This is a genomic window from Massilia orientalis (assembly GCF_030411975.2).
Taxonomy (GTDB): Bacteria; Pseudomonadota; Gammaproteobacteria; order Burkholderiales; family Burkholderiaceae_D; genus Telluria; species Telluria orientalis.
The window spans coordinates 408,045-428,169 of the sequence record NZ_JASNRB020000003.1 but is presented as its reverse complement, the minus strand read 5'-3'; the positions used below and the strand labels follow the sequence as shown (position 1 = coordinate 428,169).

Sequence of the window (20,125 nt, the reverse complement as noted above, 5' to 3'; positions counted from 1 at the left end):
ATGAGATCACTCGTCGCAGCCGCCATGCTGGCGCTCGCGGCCGCACAGCCGGCATGGGCGCTGGGAGAGCGCCCCTTCGTCGCGTTCGAAGCCGGCAAGGATGCCGTCGTACTCGCGCGATCCGGCCAGGCCGCGCGCATCGTCGTCGACCCGAACGAATTCAAGGGCGTGCGCCGGGCGGCGGCCGACCTGCAGGCGGACATCGAACGCGTGTCCGGCATCCGGCCCGCGCTGCTGGCGTCGGCCGGTGCCGTGGCGAAGGGGTCGGACGTCGTCATCGTCGGCACGCTCGGCCAAAGCGCGCTGATCGACCGCCTCGCGCGCGAGAACAAGATCGATGCGAAGGCCGTGCGCGGGAAATGGGAAGGCTATCTGGTGCAGACGGTGCGCAATCCGCTGCCGGGCGTGGCGCGCGCACTCGTCGTCGCGGGCAGCGACCGGCGCGGCACGATCTTCGGGCTGTACACGGTGTCCGAGCAGATCGGCGTCTCGCCGTGGAACTGGTGGGCCGACGTGGCGCCCGCGAAGCACGACGTGCTCGCCGTGGCGGCCGGCACGCGCGTGGCCGACGCGCCCGTCGTGCGCTACCGCGGCATCTTCCTGAACGACGAGGCGCCCGCCTTGTCCGGCTGGGCCAAGGAAAAATTCGGCGGCTTCAACCACAAGTTCTATGGCAGGTTGTTCGAGCTGATCCTGCGCATGCGCGGCAACTACCTGTGGCCCGCCATGTGGGGTAATGCGTTCTACGACGACGATCCGGAGAACGGTCCGCTGGCCGACGAGATGGGCATCGTGATGGGCACGTCGCACCACGAACCGCTGATGCGCGCCCACGCGGAGTGGAAAAAGTACGGCAAGGGTCCGTGGGACTACAGCCGCAACGAACAGGTGCTGCGCGAGTTCTGGCAGCAGGGGCTGGACCGCGCGAAGGACTACGACAAGGTCATCACCCTCGGCATGCGCGGCGACGGCGACGAGCCGATGTCGGAGGAATCGAACGTCGCGCTGCTGCAGCGGATCGTGGCCGACCAGCGCGCGATGATCGCGCAGACGACCGGCAAACCGCTGCCGCAGGTGCCGCAGGTGTGGGCCCTGTACAAGGAAGTGCAGGAGTATTACGAGAAGGGCATGCGCGTGCCCGACGACGTCACGCTGCTCTGGTGCGACGACAACTGGGGCAATATCCGCCGCCTGCCGACCGCCGAGGAACGCAAGCGCAGCGGCGGCGCCGGCATCTACTACCACTTCGATTACGTGGGCGGCCCGCGCTCGTACAAGTGGATCAACGTGACGCCGCTGCCGAAGGTGTGGGAACAGATGCACCTCGCCTGGCGCCTCGGCGCGGACCGGCTGTGGGTCGTGAACGTGGGCGACCTCAAGCCGATGGAAGTGCCGACGGAATTCTTCCTCACCTATGCGTGGAACCCGGCCGCGTGGCCCGCATCGCGCCTGCCGGAGTACCTGAAGCTGTGGGCGACGCGCGAGTTCGGCTCAGAGAACGCGGCGGAAATCGCCGACATCGTCGCGACGTACGCCCGCTACAACGGCCGTCGCCGGCCGGAGCAGTTGGAGCCGGGCACGTACAGCGCGACCAACTACCGCGAGTCCGAGCGCATCGTCGCCGACTGGCGCGACCTCGCCGCGCGCGTCGAGCGGGTGAAGGCGAAGCTGGCGCCGGCGCAGAAGGACGCGTTCTTCCAGCTCGTCGAGCATCCCGTGCGCGCATCGGGCACGCTGGGCGAACTGTATGCGACGGTGCAGGCGAACCGCCTCCACGCGCAGCAGGGCCGCGCCGACACGAACGACCTTGCCGCCCGGGCGCGCGACCTGTTCGCGCAGGACGCCGCGATCTCGCGCGAGTACCACACGATCAATGGCGGCAAGTGGAACCACCTGATGGCGCAGACGCACATCGGCTACACGAGCTGGCGCGATCCCGCGACCAACATCATGCCCGAGGTGCGCGAGATCGCGCTGCCGGCCGCGCCGGCGCTGGGCGTGGCGGTGGAGGGCAGCGAGGCCGCCTGGCCGGCGGCGAAGGACCTGCGCCTGCCCGCGTTCGACCCGTTCGACAAATCGAACCGCTACATCGAGGTGTTCGACCGCGGCGCCGCGCCGGTGGCCTGGACCGCGCGTGCCGAGCAGCCGTGGATCGCATTGAGTGAATCGACCGGCACGACGGACAAGTCGAAGCGGATCGCCGTCGACGTGCGCTGGGACCAGGTGCCGGCCGGCGCCACGTCCGGCCGCGTGCTGGTGAGCGGTCCGGATGGCCGGCAGGCCGCCGTGGAAGTCCCCCTGCGCCACGCGGACCAGCGCGGCACGCAGGTCGCCGGTTTCGTGGAGACGGGCGGCACGGTCGCCATCGAGGCGGAACACTACAGCCGCGCGCTGGCCCCTGCCGGGCGCGAATGGCTGCGCGTGCCGGGCCTGGGCCGCACGCTGTCCGGCATGACGACCCTGCCGGTGGACGCGCCCGCGCTGGCGCCGGCGGACGGCATGCGGCTGGAGTACGACGTCTACCTGTTCGAGCCGGGCAAGGTGAACGTGCAGGCGACGCTGGCCCCCACCTTGAAATTCCGGCCGGGACCGGGCTTCCGCTATGCCGTCTCCATCGACGACGAAGCGCCGCGCATCGTCGACGTGCATGCGGACGCATCGCTGCAGCATTGGGAGAAGATCGTCACGGACGGCGTCGCGCAGTTCACGACGGCGCACGACGTGAAGGCGGCGGGACGCCATACGCTGAAGTTCTGGGCGCTCGATCCGGGACTCGTGCTGCAGCGCGTCGTGATCGATGCGGGCGGGCTGAAGCCGAGCTATCTCGGCCCGCAGGAAAGCCCGCGCGTCGGGTCCGTGCCGACGAACTAGCTCAGACGGTCGTTCCCGCGAAAGCGGGAACCCATGCTGACTGCTTGAAGTCGACTCTTTGTGACCAACGAGGTGGAAATGAAGAACGTGGCAAGCATACTCGGCATGGATTCCCGCGTGCGCGGGCATGACGGAGTATCTTCCCGCTTCATCAATCGGAGTGGGCGACGCGCAGCCCGCCCTTGCGGTCGGGCAGCCAGACTTCGGCGAGGTCGGAACTGACGTCGAAGAAGCCCAGTTCGTGCTTGGCCGCCAGGCGGTGCACGGCTTCCCAGGCCGCGTCGATGCGGTCCCAGTCGAGGAACGACATGTAGAGGAGTGTGCGGCCGATGGTGTAGTCGGTGCCGGTTTCGGGTTCCTCGACGCCGGCCGGCGCGGGCGGAAACTCGGCCGCGAGCGCCGCGTAAAAGGCTTGCAGGGCGGGCGTGGCCACGCGCGGGTCGTCGTAGCCGTGGTCCTCCGTCCATTCTGTCTGTTGCTCGTACCAGTCGAGGAAGGCGGGCCGTTTGGCCGGAGCGGCGTCGGGGGCGAACACCATCAGGTCGAAGCTCATCGTGTGGTTCTTTCGGGGCGGTTCATTGGTCAGGCATGACGATACACGCCGCCCGCGTGTGGTGCAAATGCTGAAAATCCGGCAATTCCTTTGCGAAGCTGGTTCCGACGGTGCAAAAAAGATAATATGCTGAGCCTGCCAACGCCAGCCGTCCCGAACCCACCGCCCATTGGAGCCCACATGACTTCCACGCTGAAATCCAAGGCCGCCCCTGCATTGCTCGCCCGCTCTTTGCTCGCCATCGCGCCGCTGCTCGCCGCCGACGCGGCGCACGCCGGTCCCAAATACTCGTACAGCTACGTGGGCAACCCGGCCACGCCCGTGCGTGCAAAACCGGTGTCGTGCTGGCAGACGGCCTGTACGCCGTCCGTCGTGCTGATGGGTGGCGGCTACGACGTCGCCGAGGCGTTCCGCTGGATGATCGCGCAGGCAGGCATCACGAAGGCCACCGGCGGCCGCTTCGTCATCCTCCGTGCGACCGGCAGCGATGCGTACAACCCGTATGTCTACAGCCGCCTCGGCACGGTCGATACGACGACGAGCCGCAATTACGAGATGGTCGGCGGCCTCGATCTGGGCGTGACCTCCGTCGAGACGCTCGTGATCCCGAGCCGCACCGCGGCCGCCGATCCGTTCGTGCTGGAGGTGATCTCGAAAGCGAGCGCCATCTTCATCGCCGGGGGCGACCAGGCGGATTACTACCAGTACTGGCAAAGCACGCCGCTGGCGGCCGCGCTGCAGCGAGCCGTCGACGCGGGCATCCCTATCGGCGGCACGAGCGCCGGCAATGCGATGCTGGGCCAGTATGCGTTCGTCGCGTTGAACGATACCGTGACGTCGGACGAGGCGCTCGCGAATCCGTTCAACCGCTACATGACGATCGACCCGCTCAACACGTCGTCCGGCAAATTCATCCAGACGGGGAGCTTCATCGGCATCCCCGGCCTGGAAAAGACGATCACCGACGACCATTTCAATACGCGCGACCGCCTGGGCCGCCTGGTCGGCTTCGTCTCCCGCATCGGCGACGGCTGCCCCGGCGGCGTGGAACGGTTCGACCAGGTGCTGGGCATCGGCGTCGACGAGGAGACGGCCGTGCTGGTGTCCGGGCCGCGCGGCGGCGTCAAGGCGCAACTGGTCGCCAATCCGTACAATTCCGAGAACACGACGGCGCCGTACGCGCCGCAGAACTCCGCCTACTTCACGAAGCTCGCGCGCACACCGGCGCAGTGTGCCGCGAAGAAGACGCTGGACATCAACAGCGGCGTGCAGGTCTACCGCCTGAGCGCGCAAGTGGCGCAGCCGTCGCCGTATCCGTCGGCGCCGCAGTACAGCTTCAAGACGAATGCGACGTTCAACCTGTCCAGCTGGACGCAGCAGACGCCGACGACGTACGCCGACGGCTCGTCGCTGAACGGGCCGTTCGTGTACGGCACGGCGGGCGGCGCGATCCTGGGCGCCCAGGTCCGCTGACGCCCGTGCGCCCGCCCGTCGCCATCGATCCGGACGAGGTCGAGTTCAGCGCGATCCGTGCGCAGGGGCCGGGCGGGCAGAACGTCAACAAGGTGTCGAATGCCGTGCAGGCGCGCTTCGACATCGGCGCGTCCTCGCTGCCTTCGGACGTGAAGGAGCGCCTGCGCGCGCTGCCGGACGCGCGCATCACGCGCGACGGCGTCGTCGTCATCAAGGCGCAGTCCGCGCGCAGCCTGGAGCGCAACCGCGCGGACGCGCTGGCGCGGCTGCAGGCGCTCGTCGACGCGGCCGCCGCGGTGCCGCTCGTGCGCCGGCCCACGCGGCCCACGCTGGGGTCGCAACGGCGCCGGCTCGAATCCAAGGCGGGCCGCAGCCAGGTGAAGGCGTTGCGGGGCAAGGTGCGCGACTAGGCGCGGCGCAGCCCTGCAGGGGGATTGCTGCAGGCGCAGCATGCGTGGACGCGGTCGCGGCCACCGCGCTTGGCGTCGTACATCAGCTTGTCCGCCACGGCGATGAGGTCGCGCAGCACGTGGTGCCCGCCATCGGCCGCGGGGTCGGCGCAGGCGACGCCGAAACTCGCGGTCGTGCGCATGCGCTCCTTGCCGTCGTCGGTCATGACGCTCGTGTCGGCGAAGCGTGTGCGCAGCCGTTCGGCCAGGTGGATGCCGCCGTCGAGGTCCGTGCCCGGCAGGATCGCCAGGAATTCCTCGCCCCCATAGCGCACGACGCTGTCGACGCCGTCGCGCGTCATGTGCCGCAGCAGCTCCGCGAAGCTGCGCAGCACGGCGTCGCCGCTGGCGTGGCCGTAGGTGTCGTTGATGCGCTTGAAGTGATCGATGTCGCACAGGACCACCGTCAGCAGACCGCCGCGGTCGGGCGTGCGCACGTGGCCGGGGCGCATCAGGGTCTCGTGCAGGTAGCGCCGGTTGTAGCAGCCGGTGAGGTGGTCGCGCGCGGCAGTGTGCTGCAGCGCCACGCGCGCCTGGTATTCCTCGCGCGATACCTGGTTGAAGCGCCGCGCCGCGAGCGCCCCGAACGCGTTCGCCAGCACGAGCAGCATGACCATCGTGACGCCGTCGGCCGCCGTCAGCCGGCCGTACTTCAACGTCAGCACGAGAAAGACGGCGGTGGCGGCGGATGCCAGCACGAGCGCGTTGGCGAAGCTGTTCGGGATGTACAGGTAGATCACGATGAGCATGATCGCGAGCGACATCGCGTGCCAGTGGAACTCGTCCGGACGCTGTACCGCGATGAACGTGAAGCACGCGAGCGCCACGGTTTCCGCGCCGCTGGCGGCGATGCGCGTCGCGTGCAGGGTCAGCGGCCTGTGGTACGCGAGCCAGGCGCACGTGCCGGCCGTCGCGGCGACGACCGCGCGCGCGGCGCACAGCTTCAGGTAGGTCGGACCATAGCCCAGCGCGGCCAGGTCCGACAGCGAGAACGCCAGGTAGAACAGGGTGCAGAACACGAGCGTGTAGCCGAGCAGCGCCCGTGTCTGCGGCAGTTGGTGGACGAGGAACGCGGTTTCGTCTGCGCGCTGCGCAAACTCCCCGGTGAGCGGGTGTATTCTCATGCGGTCGATGGATGGAAACATGATGGGCCGGCGCGAACCGGACCATTATGTTCCAAATTTTGTATCGACGCTATTCTGACAGTTTATTCCGCTCGAATGGTCACCCTTTGTCACCTCAGGCCGAGAGGCCCAGCAAGGTCGACGCGTGCGGCGCCAGCGTGATGCGCAGCGCGCCGCGCACGGCCGGCTGGTCGCGCCGCGCCCACAGGTCGCGCACGGCGACGCTGCGGTTGCCCAGGTCGAGGCGCGACAGGTCGAACACGATCTCGGTGGGAGCATCGGACGTGTTGAACAGCGCCAGGTACTGCAAGTTGCGCTTGTCGGCCGAGCGTGCGCTCCAGATGCGCGTGCCGGCATCCGCGCGGTGCGGATGGTTGTCGCGGCTGCGCTGGTTCACGGCCAGCACCTCGGGGTTCGTCAGCAATGCGAGCGTCTTCGCATCCAGGTGGCGCAGGTCGCCGCCCATGATCAGCGGCGAACGGGCGATGCTCCACAGCGACATCAGCGTCTGCTGCTCGTCCGGCGTGAACTTGGTGTCGCGCGCGCCGAGGGCGAGGCGGCCCAGCGGCAGCATGTCGGCGTCGGGCCACGAGTTCGCGCCCATCACGGGATTCCAGTTTTCCAGGCGCTGGAACTGGTCGTTGAGGAGGCGCCATTCGTCCCAGAAGTCGTCCGAGATGCGCCACATCTGCGCATAGTGCGGCACGTGGTTGGCCCAGCGCAGGTCCATCTCGCCCGGCGACAGGCTCAGGACGATGGGGCGGCCGCTGGCCGCGATGGCCTTGTGCGCCGCTTCGACCTCGGGCCAGTTGCGTTCGTACGGGCGCGACATGTCGTCCATCTTGACGAAGTCCACGCCCCACGCCGCGTACTGCTTGAACACGGAGTTGTAGTATTCCTGGGCGCCCGGCTTCGTCATGTCGACGCCGTACATGTCGCCGTTCCACTCGCAGATCGCCTTCGTGTCGGCGATGTCCTGCGCGCGCAGGCTCGTGCCGAGGATAGTCGTGTTCAGGCGCACGGCCTGGCGCGGGATGCCGCGCATGAGGTGGATGCCGAACTTCATGCCGCGCGCGTGGATCTGGTCGGCGAGCTTCTTGAAGCCCGCGCCGTTCGCGGCGGACGGGAAGCGGTTCGGTGCCGGCTGCAGGCGGCCGTACTGGTCCATCGTCAGTTCGGCGTCCTTGCGGTATTCGTAGCTGTTCGCGTTCGGCTCGTACCACTGGATGTCGACGGTGAACACGTTGTACCCGAACGGCAGCAGCTTCGCGACCATGATGTCGGCGTTTTCCAGCGCCTGGGCTTCCGTGATGGTGGGGCCGAACGAGTTCCAGCTGTTCCAGCCCATCGGCGGCGTCGGCGCGAGCCCCGCGGCCGCTGAAGCGGATTTCGATTTTGCCGCGAAGGCGAGCGAGGGGACGCCGGCGGCGGCTGCGGCGGCGAGGGAAGCGGTGAGGATGCGACGGCGATTCGAGTCCATGTGCGGGCTAAGAGTTGATGAGCGTCGCGCGAGTATAAATACCGATCTGTCGGCGCACCAATCACTTGTGTGCACCGACCGATACCCGAATCGGTATCGCAGCTCAGCCCTGGCGTGCCGGGGCAGCCTTGATGGCGTCGATGATCGCCTGCTTCATCGGCTTCGCCTTCAGTTGCGCGTCGAACGGCGTCGGGCGCATCGGCAGCTTGTCCTTGCGCGGCGCCTCGTCCCACGTCTGCAGCCAGCTGACGTTGTCGGCCAGGCCCCACACGAGGATGTCGCGCAGGCGCGGGTAGGCCAGCGTCACGTCCAGGTAGTCGCGCGTGGCGGCGGCAACGCCGGCGTCGCGTTTGGCGATGTCGGCCGGCAGGCGGCGGTCGTTCACGTCCAGTTCCGTGATCAAGAGGTCGTAGCCCATGCCCGTTACCTCGTCGAGGAACTTGCGCCATTCGACCAGGTCGGAACGGCCTTTATCCGTTTCGTCCCACGAACCGATATGGCTCTGCAGGCCCAGTGCGTTGACCGGGGTGCCGCGCTTCTTGAGGTCCGCGAGCAGGGCCAGCACGCCCGCGCGGTGCTTGGCGCTGCCGGCGTCGCCGCGCATGTAGTCGTTATAGACCAGCTGCGCCTGCGGGGCATATTCTTTCGCGAGGCGGAACGCGAGGTCGATCTGCTCGGCGGCGCCCAGCGGCCGCGTGAGGGCGTTCTGGCGCAGCTTGCCGTCGGCCGGGTCGACGGCTTCGTTGACGACGTCCCAGCTCCTGATGCTCTTGCCGAAGTGGCCGCACACGGTGCTCACGTGCGTGCGCATCAACTGTTCGACGGCCTTCGCGGGCTGCGGGCCGAAGTTCTGCTTGGCGACCCACGCCGGCACCCATTTCTCGGTTTGCCAGAACAGGTTGTGGCCGCGCACGGCGATGCCCTTGTCCTTCGCCCAGGCGATCACGTCGTCGGCCGGGCCGAAGTTCGGCCTGCCAGGCGCCGGTTCGAGCGCCTGCCATTTCATCTCGTTCTCGAGCACGATCAGGTTGCATTCGCGCTCGACGAGCGCGCGGTAGGCGGCGTCGCCGAACTGGTTGCGGCCGGCGCTGATGGCGGTGCCGAAGCGCATGCCCTTGCGGGCGGCGACGTCCTTCAGCGTTTCGCCCGCGGGGCCTTGGGCGCGCGCGAACGGGAGGGCGGCCGGCAGCAGGGCGGCGCCGGCGAGCGCCTGGATGATCTCTCGTCTCGTAGTCATTATGGTTGAATCCTTCTGTTTTGCGTGGTGGGGTGAAACGGTTCAGCCGTGGCCAGGCGCGAACGGGAACGCTTGCTTGCGGTAATAATCGAGCGCTTGCGCGGGCGCGCGCACGCCGGCCGGCAGCGGCAGGCCGGACTGTTGCTGGAAGTAAGCGATGCACGCGTCGCGCCACCATGCGGCCTCGCGCTGTTGCTGGGCCAGGCGCTGGGCGACGTCGTCGAAGCGCCGCGCATCCACGAACGGGCGCAGGCGCTGCCATTCGGCCTGCATCGCGGCCACTTCGGCCACGCCGTGGTCGTAGTGCGCAACCAGGTCGGTCCACAGGGTGCGGCCGTCGGGCATGCGGTAGTCCCACGGCAGATGGTGGAACCACAGCAGGAATTCGGGCGGCGTCGTGGCCGGGTCGGCGAAGCGACGCGCGACCTCGGGCGCATACTGGGCCACGGCATTGCTGCCCTTGGCCGTGCGGTCGAAGCCGATGCCGTCCTTGTCCGCGCGGTGATAGTAGACGGGATTCCAGTCGGCGCGGGCCAGGTCGTCCACCCACGGCGCCGGCCCGTAATGGTGGCCGGTGCCCATCATGTGGTGCAGGCCGAGGGGCGTCATGTAGTCGACCACGGCTTCGCGCGAGCGCATCATCATCGCGACGACCGGATCGACGACGCGCGCGTCCGGCGCGAACGTCTGGCCCGCCCATTCGCGTGCGATGGCGCGGCTGTCGAGGTCCGGATTCCAGGCGAGGCGGCCGTAGGCGTACCAGTTGGCCTGGTCGAACGTGGAGCCCGTCCAGTTGCGGCTCGATCCGATGTTGGCGACGCCGGCGATGCCGCCCACGCGGCCATCCTGTGCGCCTTCCAGCACGCGCGCGACCGTCATCGGCTGGTTGCCCGCGCGGGTGTCGAAGCGCAGCGTTTCCTGGAACAGCGAACCGAGGTAGACGAGGTGCGTGGCGAAGCCCAGGTATTCCTTCGTCACCTGGAATTCCATCACCAGCGGCGTGTCCGGCATCGCGCCGAACAGCGGGTGCGCCGGTTCGCGCGGCTGGAAGTCGATGGCGCCGTTCTTCACCTGCACGAGCACGTTCTTGTCGAACTTGCCGTCAAGCGGCTTGAACTGGTCATAGGCCTGGGCGGCACGATCACTGACCTGGTTCGGGTGCGCCGGCGGGCTGTAGACGAAGGCGCGCCACATCACGATGCCCTTGTGCGGCGCGAGTGCGCGCGCCAGCATGTTGGCGCCGTCCGCGTGGTTGCGGCCATAGTCCTGCGGGCCGGGCTGGCCTTCCGAATTGGCCTTGACCAGGAAGCCGCCGAAATCGGGAATGGTGCGGTAGATCTCGTCCGCCTTGCGCGCCCACCAGGCGGCGACGGCGGGATCGAGCGGGTCGGCCGTCTTCGTCTCTTTCAGTTCCAGCGGCGTCGACCAGCGCACGGAGAGATAGACGCGGATGCCGTACGGGCGCAGCACGTTCGCGATGGCCGCTGCCTTGGCGATGAACGCGGGGCTCAGCACCTCGGCCTTCGCGTTGACGTTGTTGAGGACCGAGCCGTTGATGCCCAGCGACGCGTTGGCGCGCGCGTAATCCGTGTAGCGCGGGTCGATGATGTTGGGGAGCTCCCACCAGTTCCAGATCGATTCGCCCGCGTAGCCTCGCTCCACGGTACGGTCCAGGTTGTCCCAGTGGTTCAGTACCCGGAGGGGCAAGGCCGGCTTGTCGGCGAGGGCGATGCCGTCGGGCGCGGTGCCCAGCTGCAGCTGGCGCAGCCACGCGAAGCTGCCGTACAGGAGGCCGATGTCCGAGTTCGCCGCGATCAGCGTGACTGGGACGCCGTCCTGGCGCGTACGGCGCACGACGTAGCCTTCGCTGCCGACGCTGGCGAGGTCGCGGCGCACGGCATCCGCGTCGGCCAGGCCTGCCGGCAGCGTGGCGCGGGCGAGGACGATGGTGCCGGCGCTTACCTTCGCGTTCGCGGGGATGGCGTCCGGGGCGCGGCCCAGCATGCCGGCGAGGCCGCGTTTGAGTTCCGCGGCGGCGGCGCGCACGGTCGGGGTGTCGTCCGGCGCCGCGATGCCGGTGGCGGCCGCCGCCAGCGCGGTCTTCTGGGCGGCGGGAAGAGGGCGGTAGCGCAGCCACAGGTCGTAGCCGTCTTCATCGGCGGCGTGGGCGAGGTGGGTACCGACCAGGCCAAGCACGACGTTCAGGACGAACGCCGCCATGAACCGTGCGCGGACGAGCCGCGGCAAATATTGCATCGTAGTCTCCGTTGTATTTATATGGGTGCCGGATGCGGCGGCCCGTCCGGCGCAGGAATGTTAGCGCAAACTCTGGAAATGGGAAATCGATTTCTGAGTGTTTACGGTCATGTTTATGGCTATCATTGCACGGGGCGAAAGTGCTAAGATAGCGCAAACAAAAAATGATGGGGAATAGGGAGAATGACCAAGACCAAACCAGAGTCCGTCCAGGAAGAGCTGGAACGACGGGGCCAGCCGACGATGGCCGACGTCGCCAAGCTCGCGGGCGTGTCCGCCATGACGGTCTCGCGCGTCATGAACGGCAAGGGACTCGTGCGCGAAAGCACGCGGCGCAAGGTCGCGGAAGCCGTGGCGGCGCTGAATTACACGCCGAACCAGGAGGCGCGCAACCTCGCGGGCTCCAAGCCGATCCGCGTCGGCTTCTTGTACAGTAACCCGAGCGCGGCGTACCTGAGCGAGTTCCTCGTCGGCCTCCTGAGCCAGTCGGGCCTGAACAACGTCCAGCTGTTCGTGGAAAAATGCGAGGCCGGCGAGCACGAAGCGGAACAGACGCGCCGCCTCGTCGAGAACGGCCTGGACGGCATCATCCTGCCGCCGCCGCTGTGCGACAGCGAGGAGGTGCTCGCCGCCATCGCGGACGCGAACATCCCGGCCGTCGTCGTCGCGTGCGGCCTGCCGGACAGCCGCGTGGGCGCCGTCAGCATCGACGACTACGAAGCGGCGCATGCGATGACGCGCCACCTGGTCAACCTGGGCCACCACCGCATCGGCTTCGTCGTCGGCCATCCGAACCAGACCGCGAGCGCGCGCCGCCTCGAAGGCTATCGCGCGGCGATCGCGGAGCAGGGTGCGGACGCGTCCGAGGAACTCGTCGTGCAGGGCATGTTCACGTACCGCTCCGGCCTGGACGCGGCCGAGCACCTGCTGGCGCTGGAAGAACGCCCGACGGCCATCTTCGCCAGCAACGACGACATGGCGGCCGCCTGCGTGGCCGTCGCACACCGCCTCGGACTCGACGTGCCAGGCGACCTGACCGTCACCGGCTTCGACGACACGGCGCTCGCCACGACGATCTGGCCGGAACTGACCACCGTGCGCCAGCCGATCGCCGGCATGGCGCGCGAAGCGGTGCAGTCGCTGGTGCGCCGCGTGCGCGCGCTGCGCGAAGGCGAGGAGGCGGAGCCGGAACAGGTGCGCATGGACTTCGAACTGGTACGCCGCCAGTCCGACGCCGCGCCGCGCACCCGTCCATCGGCACTGCTGCCGCTCACCGCCGCCAAGCGCGCCAGCTGATCCTCCCGGCCGCGGCGCCCAGCCGCGGCCGACCTACGCGCGACGCATAAACTGTTCGCGCAAACATCGAGTTTTCCCGCTTTTCCCGCCAATTCCGCCACGGCCCAAGGCCGTTGCGTCGCCTCTGCCGGACATCTTCCCAATAATTCATTGACAAGCGCCAAATTAGACGTTTAGACTGGAATGGTTGCGGTAACATTTCTGTTATTAGGATGTTGGACCTCGATCCACCGCATGCCAGGCAGACCACACTCCGCCGGCCACACGGCGGCACCTACAAAAACAAGCAGGAGACATAAGTCGATGGGTATCAAACGCAGAGAGTTTCTGGCCACCGTCGGGGGCGCGGCCGGCATGGCAGTCGTGCCGGGCGCGCTGGCGGCGAAAGCCGCCAAAGGGGGCGCACCAGTTTACAAGCAGGCGAACGCGCCCGTCGCGGCGCGCGTGGAAGACCTGCTGGGCCGCATGACGGTCGACGAAAAGATCGCGCAGCTGCAATGCGTCTGGCTGACGAAGAAAGACCTCCAGAACGACGACACGAGCTTCAACGCCGAGAAGGCGGCAAAAGTCCACCCGCACGGCATGGGCATGTTCGCGCGCCCGTCCGACCGCCAGATCGGCGCGGACAACAACGCCGGCAACTCCGGTGCCGTCGGCAACCGCGGTCCGAAGGAAACGGCGGACTACGTGAACGCGGTGCAGAAGTGGGCGCTGGAGCACACGCGCCTGGGCATCCCGGTCTTCATGCACGAGGAATCGCTGCACGGCTACGTGGCGCCGGAAGCGACCAGCTTCCCGCAGGCGATCGGCCTGGCCTCCACGTTCGACCCGCAACTGGTCGAGCAGATCTTCTCGCTCGCCGCGAAGGAAATGCGCGCACGCGGCGCCAACCTGGCGCTGGCGCCGGTCGTCGACGTGGCGCGCGAGCCGCGCTGGGGCCGGATCGAAGAGACCTATGGCGAAGACCCGCACGTGTGCGGCGTGATGGGCAAGGCCGCCGTGCTGGGCTTCTCGGGCAACACACTGCCGCTGGCGCAGGACAAGGTCTTCGCCACGCTGAAGCACATGACGGGCCACGGCCAGCCGGAGTCCGGCACCAACATCGGTCCGGCGAATGTGGGCGAACGCGCGCTGCGCGAAGACTTCTTCCCGCCGTTCGAGAAGATCATCAAGGAAACCAAGATCGCGGCCGTGATGCCGTCGTATAACGAGATCGACGGCGTCCCGTCGCACGCCAACCGCTGGCTGCTGACGGACGTGCTGCGCAAGGAGTGGGGCTTCCAGGGCCTGACCGTGTCCGACTACATGGCGGTCGCGGAACTGGGCAGCCGCCATCACCTCGTCGGCTCGGTGAAGGAAGGCGGCCTGCGCGCATTCAAGGCCGGCGTCGACATCGAGACGCCGGACCCCGCCGGCTTCGCCGCGCTGGACGAACTGGTCAAGGAAGGCAAGATCACGACGAAGGAACTCGACGCCGTCGTGCGCCGCATCCTGCGCTGGAAATTCGACGCGGGCCTGTTCGAGAACCCGTACGCGGACGCCGACCAGGCCGCCGCCCGCACCGCGACGCCGGAAGCCATCGCCCTCGCGCGCAAGGCCGCCCAGCGCACCGCCGTCCTGCTCAAGAATGACAAAGGCCTGCTGCCGCTGGCGCCGCAGAAGGTCGGTAAGCTGCTGCTGGTCGGCACCCACGCGAAGGACACGCCGATCGGCGGCTATTCGGACAAGCCGCGCCACGTCGTCTCCGTGTACGAGGCACTGCAGAAGGAAGCGCAGGCGGGCGGCTTCACGCTGGACTATTCGGAAGGCGTGCGCCTGACCGAAGGCCACGTATGGGGCCAGGACGAAATCGTCTGGACCAAGCCGGAAGTCAATGCGCGCCTGATCCTTGATGCGGTGGAAGCGGCGAAGAAGGCCGACACCATCGTGATGGTCCTGGGCGACAACGAGCAGACCGCGCGTGAGGCCTGGGCCGACAACCACCTGGGCGACCGCACGTCGCTGGACCTCGTCTCCCAGCAGAACGACCTGGCCCGCGCCATCTTCGCGCTGAACAAGCCGACCGTCGTGCTGCTGCTGAACGGCCGTCCGCTGTCCGTGAACTACCTGGCCGAACGCGCCGACGCGCTGATGGAATGCTGGTATATGGGGCAGGAGACGGGCCATGCCGTCGCCGACCTGATCTTCGGCCGCGCGAACCCGGGCGGCAAGCTGCCCGTCACCATCGCGCGCAACGTCGGCCAGCTGCCGATGTTCTACAACCGCAAGCCGAGCAGCCGCCGCGGCTACATCGACGACGTGACCACGCCGCTGTACCCGTTCGGCTACGGCCTGTCGTACACCCGCTTCGACATCTCCGCACCGCGCCTCACGAAGGACCGGATGGGAGTCTCCGGCACGACCCAGGTACAAGTGGACGTGCAGAACACGGGCGCCGTGCGCGGCGACGAAGTCGTGCAGATGTACATCCGCGACGACGTCAGCTCCGTCACCCGTCCGCTGCTCGAACTGAAGGGCTTCCAGCGCGTGACGCTGGAACCGGGCGAAAAGCGCACGGTCACCTTCGACATCAAACCGACCGACCTGTGGTTCTACAACGGCGACATGAAACGCGTCGTGGAACCGGGGACGTTCACCATTTTCGCAGGACCGAACAGCGTCGACCTGAAGAAGGCGACCCTGACGGTGGCATAACCAAGAGAGACAAGACATGACAGCTATCCAAGCCAACCCGCTGCCCCAGGACCTCGACCAGGCCTTGATGGTCGGCCGCGTGTGGCGTTCTTCCCCGACCAACGGGCCGGCCGTGGTCGCCGTTCGTAACGGTCGTGTAATCGATATCACCCGCCACGCCCCGACCGTGTCGGAACTGCTCGAGCGCGACGACCTGGTCGCCATCGTGCGCGGCGCGGAAGGCGAGGACCTGGGCGACGTCAACGCGCTGGTCGCGGCCGCGCTGGCCGGTGACGAAGGCAACGCGGTGCGCCTGCTGGCCCCGTGCGACCTGCAGGCGATCAAGGCGTGCGGCGTCACGTTCGCCGTCAGCCTGCTGGAACGCGTGATCGAGGAACAGGCCAAGGGCGACCCGGCCCGCGCAACGGCGCTGCGCCAGCAGCTGCAGGAAACCATCGGCACCAACCTGTCGGAACTGGAACCGGGCGGCGAAGCTGCCATGCGCCTGAAGGCCGACCTGTCGGCACGCGGCTTGTGGTCGCAATACATGGAAGTGGGCATTGGCCCGGACGCGGAAGTGTTCACCAAGTCGCAGCCGATGTCGGCGGTCGGCCACGGCGCGGCCGTCGGCCTGCACCCGTCGTCGCACTGGAACAACCCGGAACCGGAAATCGTCCTGGCCGTGAACAGCCGCGCGCAAGTCGTCGGCGCCACGCTGGGCAACGACGTCAACCTGCGCGACATCGAAGGCCGCAGCGCGCTGCTGCTCGGTAAGGCGAAGGACAACAACGGCTCGTGCGCCATCGGCCCGTTCATCCGCCTGTTCGACGGCGATTTCGATATCGACACCCTGCGCAACGCGGAAGTCCGCATGCTGATCGAAGGCGTCGACGACAATTTCGAACTGGCCGGCGCCAGCTTCATGCGCGAAATCAGCCGCGATCCGCTGGACCTCGTGCGCCAGACCTGCGGCAAGCACCACCAATACCCGGACGGCTTCATGCTGTTCCTCGGTACGATGTTCTCGCCGATCAAGGACCGCGATGCGCAAGGCGGCGGCTTTACCCACCACGCGGGCGACCGCGTGAGCATTTCCACGCCGTCGCTGGGCACGCTGGTCAATACCGTCCAGCGCAGCGACCAGATCGCACCGTGGACCTTCGGCGTGCGCGCGCTGTACGCCAACCTGGCCGAACGCGGCCTGCTTTCCAAATAACGAGAATTACATGTCTGAACAAAACCAAGCATTCGTCTACGCGACCTTTCCCGACCTGGCCGGCAAGCGCGTCGTCATCACCGGCGGCGGCAGCGGCATCGGCGCCGAGCTGACCACGGCCTTCGCCGGCCAGGGCGCCCGCGTCTACTTCCTCGACATCGCCGAGGAAGCGTCGCGTTCCCTGGAGACGTCGCTGGCGAACTCGCGCATCGCGCCGAAGTTCATCAAGTGCGACCTGACCAACCTCGACGAGCTGAAGGCGACCTTCGCCCGCATCGAAGAGGAAGCGGGCGGCGTCGACATCCTGCTGAACAACGCGGCCAACGACGACCGCCACGACATCGAGAACGTGACGCCGGCGTACTGGGAAAGCCGCATGAACGTGAACCTGCGCCACCAGTACTTCTGCGCGCAGGCCGTCATCCCGGGCATGAAGGCGCGCAAGTACGGCGTGCTGCTGAACTTCGGTTCGATTTCCTGGCACCTGCCGCACACCCAACTGGGCCTGTACATGATGGCGAAGGCCGCCATCGAGGGCATGACCCGCAACATGGCGCGCGAATTCGGCCCGCACGGCATCCGCGCCGTCACGGTCGTCCCGGGCGCCGTCGTCACGCCGCGCCAGAAGGCGCTGTGGCACAACCCGGACGAAGAAGCGCGCATCCTGGCCGGCCAGTGCATTCCCGAGCGCGTCGAGATGGAAGACGTGGCCGCGCTGGCGCTGTTCCTGGCGTCGAACAACGCGCGCCACATCTCCGGCCGCGAGTACTTCGTCGACGCGGGCTGGTACGGCGCATGAGCATCGTCGCCACGCAGCCCACGCCACTGTGGGAAGTCGGCGCGACCCTGGGCGAGGGCGTCCTGTGGGATGCCCCGAACCAGCAGGTCTGGTTCGTCGACATCAAGGGCAAGCGCCTGCACCGCTGCGCGGCGGACGGTTCCGACCAGCGCAGCTGGGACGCACCGGGCCAGGTGAGCTTCGTCGTGCGGGCGTCGGACGGCGGTCTCGTCGTGTCGCTGGAAGATGGCCTGTACCGCTTCGTGGAAGCGACCGGCGAGTTCGTCCCGTTCGCGAAGGTCGAGGCCGACGTGACGGGCAACCGCTTCAACGACGGCCACGTCGACGCGCAGGGCCGCCTGTGGTTCGGTTCGATGGACGATGCGGAAGAAGCGCCGTCGGGTGTCCTGTACCGTTTCGACGGCACTCACGTCGTGCGCATGGACGACGGCTACATCATCACGAACGGCCCGGCCGTGAGCCCGGACGGACGCACGCTGTATCACACCGACACGCTCGATAAACGGGTGTATGCTTTCGACCTGGCGGAAGACGGCAGCCTGTCGGGCAAGCGCCTGTTCGCAGAGATCACGGACGGCGGCTGGCCGGACGGGATGGCGGTCGACGCCGAGGGTCACGTGTGGATCGCGGTGTTCCGCGGCTGGCGCATCGAACGCCGCAATCCGCAAGGCGACAAGGTGGGCGAAGTACGCTTCCCCTGCTCGAACATCACGAAACTGGCCTTTGCCGGCGACGACCTGCGCACCGTGTACGCGACGTCGGCGCGCAAGGGCCTGACGGCCGAGGAACTGGCCCAGCAGCCGCTCGCGGGCGCGCTGTTCACCTTCCGCGCCGAGACGGCCGGATTGCCGCACCACGTGCTGCGGCTGCAGGAGTAATACGGAATGACACAACAGAACAGCAAACCGAAGCGTTTCCGGTCGCAGGACTGGTTCGACAACGAAGAGCGCATCGACATGACCGCGCTCTACCTCGAGCGCTTCATGAACTATGGCATCACCCCCGAGGAACTCCGTTCGGGCAAGCCGATCATCGGCATCGCCCAGAGCGGCAGCGACATCTCGCCGTGCAACCGCATCCACCTGGACCTGGCCAAGCGCGTGCGCGACGGCATCCGCGATGCCGGCGGCATCCCGATGGAATTCCCGCTGCACCCGATCTTCGAGAACTGCCGCCGCCCGACCGCGGCGCTGGACCGCAACCTGGCCTACCTTGGCCTCGTCGAGATCCTGCACGGCTACCCGATCGACGCCGTCGTGCTGACGACCGGCTGCGACAAGACGACGCCGGCCCAGCTGATGGCTGCCGCCACCGTCGACATCCCCGCGATCGTGCTGTCCGGCGGACCGATGCTGGACGGCTGGTTCGAAGGTGAACTGGTCGGTTCCGGCGCCGCGATCTGGAAGGGCCGCCGCCGCCTGGCCGCGGGCGAGATCGACGAGAAGAAATTCATCGACATCGCCACCGCATCCGCGCCGTCGGCCGGCCACTGCAACACGATGGGCACCGCCTCGACGATGAATGCCATCGCCGAAGCGCTGGGCATGTCGCTGACGGGCTGCTCGGCCATTCCGGCGCCGTACCGCGAGCGCGGCCAGATGGCGTACGAAACCGGCAAGCGCATCGTCGGCATGGCGTTCGAAGACCTGCGTCCGTCGCAGATCCTGTCGCGCGACGCGTTCATCGACGCGATCGTCGTCAACGCCGCGATCGGCGGTTCGAGCAACGCCCAGCCGCACATCGTCGCGATGGCCCGTCACGCCGGCGTCGAGATCAAGCCGGAAGACTGGATGGAATACGGCTACGACGTGCCGCTGCTGCTGAACATGCAGCCGGCCGGCAAATACCTCGGCGAGCGTTACCACCGCGCCGGCGGCACGCCCGCCATCATGTGGGAGCTGGAGCAGAAAGGCCTGCTGCGCTCGAAACGCCTCACCGTCACCGGCAAGACGATGGCCGAGAACCTCGTCGGCCGCGAGAGCATCGACCGCGAGATGATCACCCCGTTCGACCAGCCGCTCAAGCAGAAGGCCGGCTTCATGGTCCTGAAGGGCAACCTGTTCGACTTCGCGATCATGAAGACGAGCGTGATCTCGGACGCCTTCCGCCAGCGCTACCTGTCGACGCCGGGCTCGGAAAACGCGTTCGAGTGCAAGGTCGTCGTGTTCGACGGTTCGGACGATTACCACCACCGCATCAACGATCCGGCTCTGGGCATCGACGAGAACACGATGCTCGTGATCCGCGGTTCGGGTCCGGTGGGCTGGCCCGGTTCGGCGGAAGTCGTGAACATGCAACCGCCCGATGCGCTGATCAAGAAGGGCATCAACGCGCTGCCGACGCTGGGCGATGGTCGCCAGTCCGGCACGTCGGACAGCCCGTCGATCCTGAACGCGTCGCCGGAAAGCGCGGCGGGCGGCAACCTGGCGCTGCTGCGCACGGGCGACCGCGTGCGCGTGGACCTGAACACGGGCAGCTGCAACGTGCTGATCACGGACGAGGAACTGGAAGCGCGCCGCAAGGATGCGCCGCCGCCGATCCCGGGCAACCAGACGCCGTGGCAGCAGATCTACCGCGCGACCGTCGGCCAGCTGCATACCGGCGCCGTGATGGAGATGGCCCTGCAGTACCGCGACGTCGGCCACGACATGCCGCGCCATAACCACTGATCGCCACCATCCCTGAAAGGGCCCGTTCG

General features: G+C 67.7%; 14 protein-coding genes. 9 read left to right on the top strand and 5 right to left on the bottom strand.

Annotated elements, in window-relative coordinates; translation table 11 throughout:
• The gene (locus tag QPK29_RS06135; protein ID WP_371771420.1) at window positions 1-2,871 is read left to right on the top strand and encodes a glycosyl hydrolase 115 family protein; all 2,871 of its coding nucleotides are present in this window, start codon (window positions 1-3) and stop codon (window positions 2,869-2,871) included.
• Window positions 2,872-3,022: 151 nt separating this feature from the next.
• Here the strand turns inward: QPK29_RS06135 and QPK29_RS06130 are convergent, their stop codons facing one another.
• Entirely contained in the window at window positions 3,023-3,424 is a 402-nt protein-coding gene (locus QPK29_RS06130; protein WP_371771421.1) for a hypothetical protein, read from the bottom strand.
• 180 nt (window positions 3,425-3,604) lie between these two features.
• Here QPK29_RS06130 and QPK29_RS06125 point away from each other — a divergent pair, with 180 nt between their 5' ends.
• Window positions 3,605-4,897: a cyanophycinase gene (locus tag QPK29_RS06125; RefSeq protein ID WP_371771422.1), complete on the top strand. Its 1,293-nt coding sequence runs from the start codon at window positions 3,605-3,607 to the stop codon at window positions 4,895-4,897.
• Between the two features lie 5 nt (window positions 4,898-4,902).
• Complete coding sequence (gene arfB / locus QPK29_RS06120; RefSeq protein ID WP_371771423.1) at window positions 4,903-5,307, top strand: alternative ribosome rescue aminoacyl-tRNA hydrolase ArfB; 405 nt, start codon at window positions 4,903-4,905, stop codon at window positions 5,305-5,307.
• Here arfB and QPK29_RS06115 read toward each other — a convergent pair.
• The 4 genes from QPK29_RS06115 to QPK29_RS06100 all read right to left on the bottom strand — a co-directional run bounded on the left by QPK29_RS06115 (window position 5,304) and on the right by QPK29_RS06100 (window position 11,443).
• Entirely contained in the window at window positions 5,304-6,470 is a 1,167-nt protein-coding gene (locus QPK29_RS06115) for a GGDEF domain-containing protein (RefSeq protein ID WP_400189737.1), read from the bottom strand. The genes arfB and QPK29_RS06115 overlap by 4 nt on opposite strands.
• 115 nt (window positions 6,471-6,585) lie before the next feature.
• Complete coding sequence (locus QPK29_RS06110; protein WP_371771425.1) at window positions 6,586-7,950, bottom strand: glycoside hydrolase family 27 protein; 1,365 nt, start codon at window positions 7,948-7,950, stop codon at window positions 6,586-6,588.
• 103 nt (window positions 7,951-8,053) lie between these two features.
• On the bottom strand, window positions 8,054-9,187 hold the full coding sequence (locus QPK29_RS06105) for an endo-1,4-beta-xylanase (protein WP_371771426.1): 1,134 nt from the start codon (window positions 9,185-9,187) through the stop codon (window positions 8,054-8,056).
• A 42-nt stretch (window positions 9,188-9,229) separates the two neighbouring features.
• The gene (locus QPK29_RS06100) at window positions 9,230-11,443 is read right to left on the bottom strand and encodes an alpha-glucuronidase family glycosyl hydrolase (protein WP_371771427.1); all 2,214 of its coding nucleotides are present in this window, start codon (window positions 11,441-11,443) and stop codon (window positions 9,230-9,232) included.
• Between the two features lie 183 nt (window positions 11,444-11,626).
• Here QPK29_RS06100 and QPK29_RS06095 point away from each other — a divergent pair, with 183 nt between their 5' ends.
• From QPK29_RS06095 to QPK29_RS06070, 6 genes are all read left to right on the top strand, one after another.
• Window positions 11,627-12,739, top strand: a complete 1,113-nt coding sequence (locus QPK29_RS06095; RefSeq protein WP_371771428.1) for a LacI family DNA-binding transcriptional regulator — start codon at window positions 11,627-11,629, stop codon at window positions 12,737-12,739.
• A gap of 303 nt (window positions 12,740-13,042) precedes the next feature.
• Complete coding sequence (locus QPK29_RS06090) at window positions 13,043-15,433, top strand: glycoside hydrolase family 3 N-terminal domain-containing protein (RefSeq protein WP_371771429.1); 2,391 nt, start codon at window positions 13,043-13,045, stop codon at window positions 15,431-15,433.
• A 16-nt stretch (window positions 15,434-15,449) separates the two neighbouring features.
• Window positions 15,450-16,628 carry a fumarylacetoacetate hydrolase family protein gene (locus QPK29_RS06085; protein ID WP_056133433.1) on the top strand — a complete coding sequence of 393 codons (1,179 nt, stop codon included), beginning with the start codon at window positions 15,450-15,452 and terminating at the stop codon, window positions 16,626-16,628.
• Window positions 16,629-16,638: 10 nt separating this feature from the next.
• A complete protein-coding gene (locus QPK29_RS06080; RefSeq protein ID WP_371771430.1) occupies window positions 16,639-17,427 on the top strand; it encodes an SDR family NAD(P)-dependent oxidoreductase in 789 nt (262 codons plus the stop codon).
• The gene (locus tag QPK29_RS06075) at window positions 17,424-18,305 is read left to right on the top strand and encodes an SMP-30/gluconolactonase/LRE family protein (protein ID WP_371771431.1); all 882 of its coding nucleotides are present in this window, start codon (window positions 17,424-17,426) and stop codon (window positions 18,303-18,305) included. Before QPK29_RS06080 ends, QPK29_RS06075 begins: the two co-directional genes overlap by 4 nt.
• 6 nt (window positions 18,306-18,311) lie before the next feature.
• A complete protein-coding gene (locus tag QPK29_RS06070) occupies window positions 18,312-20,096 on the top strand; it encodes an IlvD/Edd family dehydratase (RefSeq protein WP_056133424.1) in 1,785 nt (594 codons plus the stop codon).
• The last annotated feature ends 29 nt before the right edge of the window (window positions 20,097-20,125 follow it).

Coding starts and splice junctions, on each gene's coding strand:
- QPK29_RS06135 (WP_371771420.1), top strand. CDS start 1: ATGAGATCACTCGTCGCAGCCGCCATGCTGGCGCTCGCGGCCGCACAG.
- QPK29_RS06130 (WP_371771421.1), bottom strand. CDS start 3,424: ATGAGCTTCGACCTGATGGTGTTCGCCCCCGACGCCGCTCCGGCCAAA.
- QPK29_RS06125 (WP_371771422.1), top strand. CDS start 3,605: ATGACTTCCACGCTGAAATCCAAGGCCGCCCCTGCATTGCTCGCCCGC.
- QPK29_RS06115 (WP_400189737.1), bottom strand. CDS start 6,470: ATGAGAATACACCCGCTCACCGGGGAGTTTGCGCAGCGCGCAGACGAA.
- QPK29_RS06110 (WP_371771425.1), bottom strand. CDS start 7,950: ATGGACTCGAATCGCCGTCGCATCCTCACCGCTTCCCTCGCCGCCGCA.
- QPK29_RS06105 (WP_371771426.1), bottom strand. CDS start 9,187: ATGACTACGAGACGAGAGATCATCCAGGCGCTCGCCGGCGCCGCCCTG.
- QPK29_RS06100 (WP_371771427.1), bottom strand. CDS start 11,443: ATGCAATATTTGCCGCGGCTCGTCCGCGCACGGTTCATGGCGGCGTTC.
- QPK29_RS06095 (WP_371771428.1), top strand. CDS start 11,627: ATGACCAAGACCAAACCAGAGTCCGTCCAGGAAGAGCTGGAACGACGG.
- QPK29_RS06090 (WP_371771429.1), top strand. CDS start 13,043: ATGGGTATCAAACGCAGAGAGTTTCTGGCCACCGTCGGGGGCGCGGCC.
- QPK29_RS06085 (WP_056133433.1), top strand. CDS start 15,450: ATGACAGCTATCCAAGCCAACCCGCTGCCCCAGGACCTCGACCAGGCC.
- QPK29_RS06080 (WP_371771430.1), top strand. CDS start 16,639: ATGTCTGAACAAAACCAAGCATTCGTCTACGCGACCTTTCCCGACCTG.
- QPK29_RS06075 (WP_371771431.1), top strand. CDS start 17,424: ATGAGCATCGTCGCCACGCAGCCCACGCCACTGTGGGAAGTCGGCGCG.
- QPK29_RS06070 (WP_056133424.1), top strand. CDS start 18,312: ATGACACAACAGAACAGCAAACCGAAGCGTTTCCGGTCGCAGGACTGG.